Here is an 8,077-nt window from a genome sequence, read left to right on the forward strand (position 1 = left end):
CACCGGGATGCCGCCCTGCGGAATGTCCATGTCGTCGCGGAATCCAAGCGGGCCGGGCCCATAACAATGGGCGGCGATCGTGGCCCGCGTGGCGACGAAAAGATGCGGCCCGGGGATCACGCCTTTATCGATGGCACGCTGCACGTCTACATCGGCATAGCCCGCGCCTTCGGTGCCAAGATCGCGAAGGGCGGTGAAGCCCGCCATGAGTGTGTCGTTAGCATGCTTCACGGCTTCCACGGTGCGGAAGGCGAGCGTCTCTTTCATCACCTGGTCGTTCCAGGGCGTCTCGTTATACGGGTGCAGGAAGATGTGCGAGTGCGCGTCGATGAGGCCGGGGAGGATGGTCGTGCCGGGCAAGTCGATGGTCTGGGTACCGGCTGGCGCGGCGATCTTCCCGGCTGGCCCGACATCGAGAATCTTGTCGCCCTGAACGAGTACCACCCAACCCGCATGGGTCTGTTCGCTGCCTGCGTCGAAGACGCGATCGCCCTTGATCAGCCAGGGGTGGTCCGCCGGCTTTGACGTGGCCGATGGCTCTGCCGCGAACGAACCGCAGGCCATCGTCATGCAACCTGCGAATGCAAACGCCCTGCCCCACCCCGCCAACTTAGCCATGCCGCCCCCTGATCGATTCATCACTGTCCCGGATGATAGGTCCGTTCGATGTGCCCCTGCCGTTCCTCGGGCCAGAAGTACACCGTCCGCAGATTGCCGGTGGTGTAACGCTCCGCTTCATCGTTGAAGTGCGGCGACCCGGGATGCCCGCTTTCTCCGCCCGCCGTGATCGCACGCGCGTGCACCTTGTCGCCGAACTCCACGACGGCCACGAAGCTGTTGCCGCTGGTGCCGTAATAGCGCTTCGTCCCCAGCCAGCGATGGGCGCCGAACGAAGCTAGYGAGCCCCACCGCGACGACGTGAACGGCACCGGGATACTCGGCTTCGCATCGTCGAAGGGCTGCACGATGGCACCGTCCACGCGCTGGAAACGATTCACCTCGCCCCAGGGCACGCCCCAGCTCCCGAAGTCATGCTCGAGACGGTCGGTGGCCTCGACCAGGGCATTCAGGCGCACCTGCGGACCGGCCTTCTCCGCCATCCTGTCGTAGACCGACAGCCCCTCCTCCGAATCCAGCTTGCTGGCCTTGTCCCAGAGAATGTCGCCCCAGAAGACGGCCAGCGAGGTCGGCATGGAGGCAATACCCCAGCGGTAATCCCAGGTCCGCAGCAAGCCGATGGGTCCGGCGAGCTTCTGCTTCAGCGGGTCGCCTGCGGGCAACGCGTCGTAGTCGGCAATGAGGATGGGCAGCTGCCGCGCGAACGCCGGCAGGTAAGAATCGAACGCGGCATCGATCAGCGAGGCAAGCGTGAAGTCACGACGCCCGGTGAGCACGCGCGTCGCGTGCAGGCCACGAGGATTCTCGCCCACCGCATCCATGTATCGCGGAAAGTCGGCCTGCTTCGGGCTGTCGGGACCTGCCGCCGAGTACGGCCAGTCGTTGGTGTTGAATATCCAGCCGGTGGGCGGATTGAACAGACGCGGCGCCTTGTCCAGCGGCAGCAGTCCCTGCCAGTCCGTCGCCGGATCGCTGCCATCGACCGGCTTCGTATAGTCGAACCGATCGTCGCGCTTCGGGATGAACTGCGGATGCAGGTAGGCGATATTGCCCTTGTCGTCCGCATAGATCGTGTTGTTCGACGAGTTCGCCTTGAGCTCAGCCACCTTCATATAAGCCGCGTAATCGTTCGCCTTGGTGCGCAGCCAGCTCTGTTGCAGGGCCTCGAGTGGCTTGTTCATCAGGGCGATGGCGATCCACTTGTCGCCCTCCGTGCGCACGACCGGACCATGGTGCGTGGCATAGACCGTGAAGGTGCGTGCGGCGCGCGTGCCGTCCGCCGCGCGATATGGCACGACGATCTCGCGCGAGGTCACGGCGCGCAGTTCCTTGCCGTAGCGGTAGAACGGCTTGCCATCCTTCTGCACGATGGTCTCGGCGAATTCATCGACGACATCGGCACCGGTGGAGGTGTGCATCCAGCCGACATGCTTGTTGAAACCCTGGTAGATGAAGAACTGTCCCCAGGTAACCGCACCATACGCATCGAGGCCCTCGTCGCTCGACATCTGCAGTTCGGAACGGAAGAAGAACGAGGTGTGCGGATTGATAAGCAGCAGCGCGTGTCCGTTCGCGGTGAGTTTCGGTGCGATGGCGATGCCGTTCGAGCCGGTCGGCTCCTCCCAACTGGAAGGCGGTGTGAACTGCGCGAGCGCGCCTGCCGGATCCTTGCCGTAGAAGGCCTGCAATCCCCTCGTCGACACGCGCTCGATATCCCCGCCGATGCTGCCTTCGCTGAAGCTCAGCGCCATCCACGGTTCGAAGTGGGTAATCACACGTGGATGCACATCCGGATGCGTCGCGAGGTAGTAATTCAGTCCATCGGCCCAGGCGTCCATCAACGCGACCAGCCAGCGAGGGCTTCGCGCGTACATCGCCTTGAGTTGCGCCGGGTCGGTGAAGAGCTTCTGGCGAAGGTCCTGCCAGATGGCCGACTCGCCCTCCGCTTCGGCCGTGCGGCCGAGCGAGGTCAGGTAGTTGGTCTCTACGCGATTGAAGTCGTCTTCCGCCTGGGTATAGGCCATGCCGAACACGGCGTCGGCATCCGTGTGGCCGTGCACATGCGCGATACCCCAGTCATCGCGCTGGACGGTGACGGCCTGGGCCTCGTGTTTCCATCGGGTGGTGTCGTCGGCGGCGTGTGCGGCTCCTCCCGCCAGTGCGAGCACCACGAACATGGACAATGGCAGGCGACGTGCGCGCATCCGATCTCCCCTGGCAACCAACGAGACGTGCCCCCTGGGCACATAACGTCGGAGTATAGCCAAGCCGGGATGCGAAACTTCTCATGAGGATCGTTCACCGAAAACCTCACTACCCGCTTGCTCGAGACGATGATGCAAGCGGCGGCGTCGATGCCGCACTGCCTCCCGAGGCCTTCCAGGCAGCGCTTTGCGGGCACCYTAGTATTCGCTTACGCGCTCGTGTCACCCAATGTCCCCGTCTAATAGTGTCAAACACATCGACAGGGAGAACATTTCCCACGAAAGTCACGCGCCACGAAACCTGCATGAAACCTACGCCGCGTAGTTTCGAATGACCAGACTGTAAACGGCGGAGTCATTCGCGACCGAGGGCTCAGCGCAGGCGAGCAGAAGTGCGATCCGGCCGCACTCACCCCCTCAAGATATCGCGGACTCCCTATGCGCATTCATTACGTAGTTACGAGCCTTGAAGGTGGCGGTGCCGAATTCATCATTCCGGACATCGCCAAGGTGATCATGGATCTCGGCCATGACATTCATGTCTTCGCGCTCAAGCCTCGCGATCGCCTGACCGAGCCGAGGCTGATCGAGGCGGGCGTTCCCTATACGCTTCTGTCCGACCACGAGGCTTCAAAGTTCGGCAGCATCTACAGATATGCCAAAGCGGTGCGTGCATCCCCACCTGACCTGATCTGGACCTCGCTGAGCCAGGCGACGCGTGTCGGCCAGATCGTTGCCGGGATGTTCGGTATTCCTGTCGTGAGTTGGAAGCACAGCTCCGACGCGAAGGCGCACATTCGCCGAAACCAGCGCCGCTGCAAGTTATGGATTGCCGACTCGCGCGACGTCGCGCTATACCTTGAAGATTCGATGGGCGTCGAGAAAGACAGGATAGCGATCTGGCCGGTGTTCAATCCCGCCTCTCCGACGACACCGATCCCACGCTGGGATGGAACGGGCCCGCTCCGGATTGGCAGCACCGGCCGCCTTCATCCGCAGAAGAACTACGACCTTCTCATTCGCGCGGTGGATCGCATCCGCAGCGACGATCCGCACATCTACGATCGGCTCGACGTTTCGATTGCGGGCGACGGACCGCTTCGCGACGATCTGCAGAACCTTATTACGTCGCTCGCCTTGCAGGACAAGGTCAGGCTGGTCGGCTGGGTTTCCGACATTCCTGCCTACCTGCAAAGCCTGCACCTGTACGTTCAGCCTTCCGTTTACGAGGGTATGTGCATCGGGGCGCATGAGGCCATGGCGGCAGGTTTACCGATCGTCGCGACGCCGGTGGGCGAGCTGCGCCGAAGTGTCCAGCCCGGTCGAACCGGCGCGCTGCTCGGAGGCGATATCGTCAGCGGCATCGGCGCGGCGATACGGGGCTTCATCGCGCGCCCGGAGATGCTGAAAGTCTTCGGCGAGAACGCGAGGGAGTATGTGGAACGCACGATGGGCGCGGGGGCATTTGCTGCGAACGGAGCCGAAGTAGTGCGCCGGCTCGAGCATGACGTACTGAAAGGGCGCGTCAGGCCTGCGGTCGCCCGCGGGATTGAGCCCGATGTCGCATCGCGCTCCCGGGCGAGGAGCGACGCGACCGGCCGGCGGCCTCCCGTCATCACCGGAACAGATTAGCCTTCCGGATACGCCAGGGCGTAATCGAACGCCGCCCGCACCGCCGCCACCTGTGCATCGTTGCACTGCTGCGGCGTAGCTCGCGGGCTGTCCGGATAGACCTCGGTCGTCGTGACGTAACGCGCATTGGTGATGCCAGCGCACAGACCCAGCTTCTTCAGGTCGTATTCGATGACGCCGTGCGCAACGACCGGTGATCCGATGATCTCCCCGTGCTCGTCCGCAGGGGCGATGTGGGTCACCTTAGCCACGGCTTCGATAACCGTCTCCTGGAACTCTGGCTGGCGATTGAACGAATCGTCTACGAGGTAAAATCCGTCCGGAATCTCGCCGGGCTCGTATTCCTTGCCATCACGCGCCGCGACCGCCGGACGGAATTCCGACTCGTCCGAGTCGGTGGTTTCATGCAGGTCGATATGCACAAGCACCTTATCGGCAAGTGGCGCCAGAAGACCTACCAACGCTGCCGATTCGGCAGCCGGACTGTCCTCGCGAAAATTGCGGTTTGGATCGATGGCGTCCGGATTCCAGCGCTGGATGCGCTCGTAGGCCCAGGGGCTGACGCAGGGCAGCACCAGCACATTGGCGCGGCCGGCATAGTCGTCGGCGTGGTCGCGTACGAACTGAAGCGCACCCTCGACACCGCTGGTCTCGTACCCATGCACGCCGCCCGTTACCAGTAGAACGGGAAGGTCATCGCGCCATTCCCGGCTCCGGATCGCGAGCAAGGGATACTGCCCTTCCACGTAGTCCAGCACGCCGTAACCACTGACGTCGAAGCGGTGACGCAGCGCGTCGATTGCTGTCACGACATCGTCGGCGTAGCTACGGCTTTTTACCTGGCGCGAACGCCAGCCGGCGACTTCGGGAGCGCCCCAGGGTTGCCCGGGCGTGCCAATGGGGTAGGACTGTGATGTGGTCATGGGCCGGATAATAGATCAGGTATCCGTAAGCTTGTATGCCTAGACTCCTGTTAAGTCGGCGTGTCAGCCGACTTCTCGGGGAGACGGGGCCATGGCACTGAAAACGTGGGTATTCCTGTTCGCATTGACGGCATCCGCCTCCGCAACCGCTGGCGGTGGGCCACTGGGGATCGATCACCGCCTCCACTACGACAACAGTGGCATCTGGAAACGAAGCAACCAGAAGATCCTCGCGGGCGCGACTGCCGTGACGGTCTTCGGCGGCGCCCTGCTACTGGGCGACAACAGCGAGTTCGGCGACACGCTCTGGCGTTCAGTGGATTCGGTGGTCCTGGCCAGTGCGACGACGGACGTGCTCAAGCTGGGCTTCCGGCGGCAGCGCCCTTCCGAGACGGATGACCCGGACAAGTTCTTTTCCAGTGGAAAGAAGAACAACAGCTTCCCGAGCGGCGAAGTGACCCTCATCTCGGCGGCCGTCACGCCGTTCATCGTCCGCTACGGCGAAGACAACCCCATGGTCTACGCCCTCGCCCTGCTCCCTGCCTACGACATGGTCGCGCGCATGAAGACCCGGGGTCACTGGCAAACCGACGTACTCGCGGGCGCGGCGATCGGCACCGGCTTCGGCATCTGGTCTTCACGCCGGAACTCGCCCTTCATCCTCAGCCTGCTTCCCGGCGGCTTCCAGGTGGGATTTATCAAGCATTTCGACTAATCAAGCCATATGCCGCGACGTCACGATCGTCCGATCAACCCGTCCCTTCGCCGCTCGACAATTCATACACACTGGGCCGGCCGTGCTTCCCAACAAGACCGTCCTTCACCGCGCGCTCTAACCACGATCTGGCTTGCCCAGTTTGCAGACCTAGCCGCTCAGCCACGACTTCTGCGGTAAGAGTCTCTTTTTTCAGTAGACCGACCAGGTGCACAAGAAATAACTCATACAGCTCCGCTGCAGCGCGCTTGCCTGAAAGGTCGGTCTCCAGAACCTCGCGCACGAACAAATCCGGATTGGATTGTCCATCGCCGTCGCGTAGCGAGAGAACGCTGGGATTGGAAAGGAGTGACGCCTGGGGCCCATTGGGCACACTGAGCCCAGTGTTCGCCGATTCCTCCCTCTCGAACGCCGCCTTCAGACCAGCGCCATTGAGGCTCTGTCGATCAAAGATACGCCCCCCCTCAGCAATAAGTGCAGTATTTCCAGCACCCTCGCCGGGAGACCGCACATAAAGGGGCACCCAGGCATTCTTGAGGTTCTCCACGGCCCCCTCCCACGTACCTCCCTTAGACAATGCGGAATCGATAACGAGCGCGCGATCTGAGAGCGCGTAGATGAAGCGATTACGTCCCATGGCCGCGCCTGCACTGAAACCTGCCTCAGGATGAAAAGGGGAGATCAAGACTATGCGCCCTTCACGGAGGGGAGCACGCCAGGTTCGGGCAAGACTTTGCTTGAGCAAATCGTTCGCAAGCACACCGATGACATACCCGCCTGCGTCGGCGGCTCCGCTCATCGCAGCTGCATCGACTCCGCGCGCTCCACCGGATACCACGCAAATTCCATCGTTCGCGCAGGCTCGAGCCACGTCTTGGGTGAATGCGAGACCTTCATCGGAGGCATCTCGGGATCCCACGATGGCCAAACCGCCTACGTCCAGCAACGTCGGGTCGCCTGCACCGTACAGGAGGGGCGGAGCCGCGTGTTTCAATCGCCGCTTCAATCGCCACGGGAATTCAATGTCTCCGCGCGAAATAACCCATAGACCGCCGCGATTCCAACGTTCCACGGCGAGTGCCATGGCCGTTCCGCGCCCAAGGAGAGCTTCGACCCGTTCCTTGGCGATGCGCGCCTCGCTCACGGCGTTGAGTGCCGACGCACCCCGGGCCGTCATCAGATCTGACGGACGCATTCCCTTTGAGTTCAACCACTTCGCGAACTCGGCATATTCCCGGGTCGAAAGAGGTTTGTGCGATTCCGCCCGCTCGCCGCCGAACCTTCCACACAAAAGCAGGACGGTTTCGGTATCTGGGCTGATTGCGGGCAGGGTCATGTCGCCTTCGTCAATTCGTTGCGCTTGTGGCGAGGGCAAAAGGATACACGGCCTCGGCTCCCGCTTGCCGCAGCAGCGCGGTCGCGATGGTCAAGGTCCAGCCTGAATCGACAACGTCGTCGACCAGCAGTACCCGCCCCGTCACGGCATCTCCGTCATGGATGCGAAAGGCACCGTCAAGATTGCCACACTGATGAAACCGGTTCTCCATTGCCTTCTGAGCATCAGTATCACGCGACTTCTCAACAGCGGGAACGAAAGGTAGACCCAACCCAGCGGCAAGTCTTCGCGCGAAATCCGACACCAGCGTGGGATGTCTCAGAGATGGGACGCATGTCACCCAGCCGAGATCCCTTGCTTCCGGCCATCGATTCCTCAACAGCTCCACTGATGCGTCCACCAACTCATCACTGAAGCGCCCGCTGGCCTTTCCCTGCTCAACGAGTGCGCCCCAGACCGGTTCGCCCCAGCGCGACAGCGTGCGGCCAACCTCCCCCTTCAACGCAGGCGGCAGGGTGGCGCGATCCAGTTTCCAGGCGGCGCAATAGATCGGAAGTGCCTCCGTAATGACCTGTTTCCTGAGCTCAAGAGGCAACTCGCTCTGCCTCACGAAGCGCCTGGCTGCAACAAGCAGGCTTCTATCTATCTC

General features: G+C 62.4%; 7 protein-coding genes. 2 read left to right on the top strand and 5 right to left on the bottom strand.

Features of this window, described 5'->3' with window-relative positions; translation table 11 throughout:
• On the bottom strand, window positions 1-618 hold a 618-nt coding region (locus AC1DT2_RS11510; protein WP_477296307.1), incomplete at its 3' end, for an amidohydrolase family protein.
• A 20-nt stretch (window positions 619-638) separates the two neighbouring features.
• A complete protein-coding gene (locus tag AC1DT2_RS11515; RefSeq protein ID WP_477296308.1) occupies window positions 639-2,822 on the bottom strand; it encodes a penicillin acylase family protein in 2,184 nt (727 codons plus the stop codon).
• Between the two features lie 438 nt (window positions 2,823-3,260).
• Between AC1DT2_RS11515 and AC1DT2_RS11520 the strand changes: the two genes are divergently transcribed.
• Window positions 3,261-4,454: a glycosyltransferase gene (locus AC1DT2_RS11520; protein ID WP_477296309.1), complete on the top strand. Its 1,194-nt coding sequence runs from the start codon at window positions 3,261-3,263 to the stop codon at window positions 4,452-4,454.
• Here the strand turns inward: AC1DT2_RS11520 and AC1DT2_RS11525 are convergent.
• Window positions 4,451-5,377 (bottom strand): M14 family metallopeptidase, encoded by a 927-nt coding sequence (locus AC1DT2_RS11525; protein WP_477296310.1) that lies wholly within the window; start codon window positions 5,375-5,377, stop codon window positions 4,451-4,453. The two genes, AC1DT2_RS11520 and AC1DT2_RS11525, sit on opposite strands and share 4 nt — an antisense overlap.
• A gap of 91 nt (window positions 5,378-5,468) precedes the next feature.
• On the opposite strand from AC1DT2_RS11525, the gene AC1DT2_RS11530 reads away from it, so the two are divergent.
• Window positions 5,469-6,092, top strand: a complete 624-nt coding sequence (locus AC1DT2_RS11530) for a phosphatase PAP2 family protein (protein WP_477296311.1) — start codon at window positions 5,469-5,471, stop codon at window positions 6,090-6,092.
• 34 nt (window positions 6,093-6,126) lie between these two features.
• On the opposite strand, the gene AC1DT2_RS11535 is transcribed toward AC1DT2_RS11530, so the two are convergent.
• Window positions 6,127-7,428, bottom strand: coding sequence for a DNA-processing protein DprA (locus AC1DT2_RS11535; protein ID WP_477296312.1), 1,302 nt, complete (start codon window positions 7,426-7,428; stop codon window positions 6,127-6,129).
• A 10-nt stretch (window positions 7,429-7,438) separates the two neighbouring features.
• Window positions 7,439-8,077 (bottom strand): ComF family protein (locus AC1DT2_RS11540; protein WP_477296313.1); only part of this gene is annotated, 639 nt, incomplete at its 5' end.

Source organism: Luteibacter sp. P4_E6, from assembly GCF_056401535.1.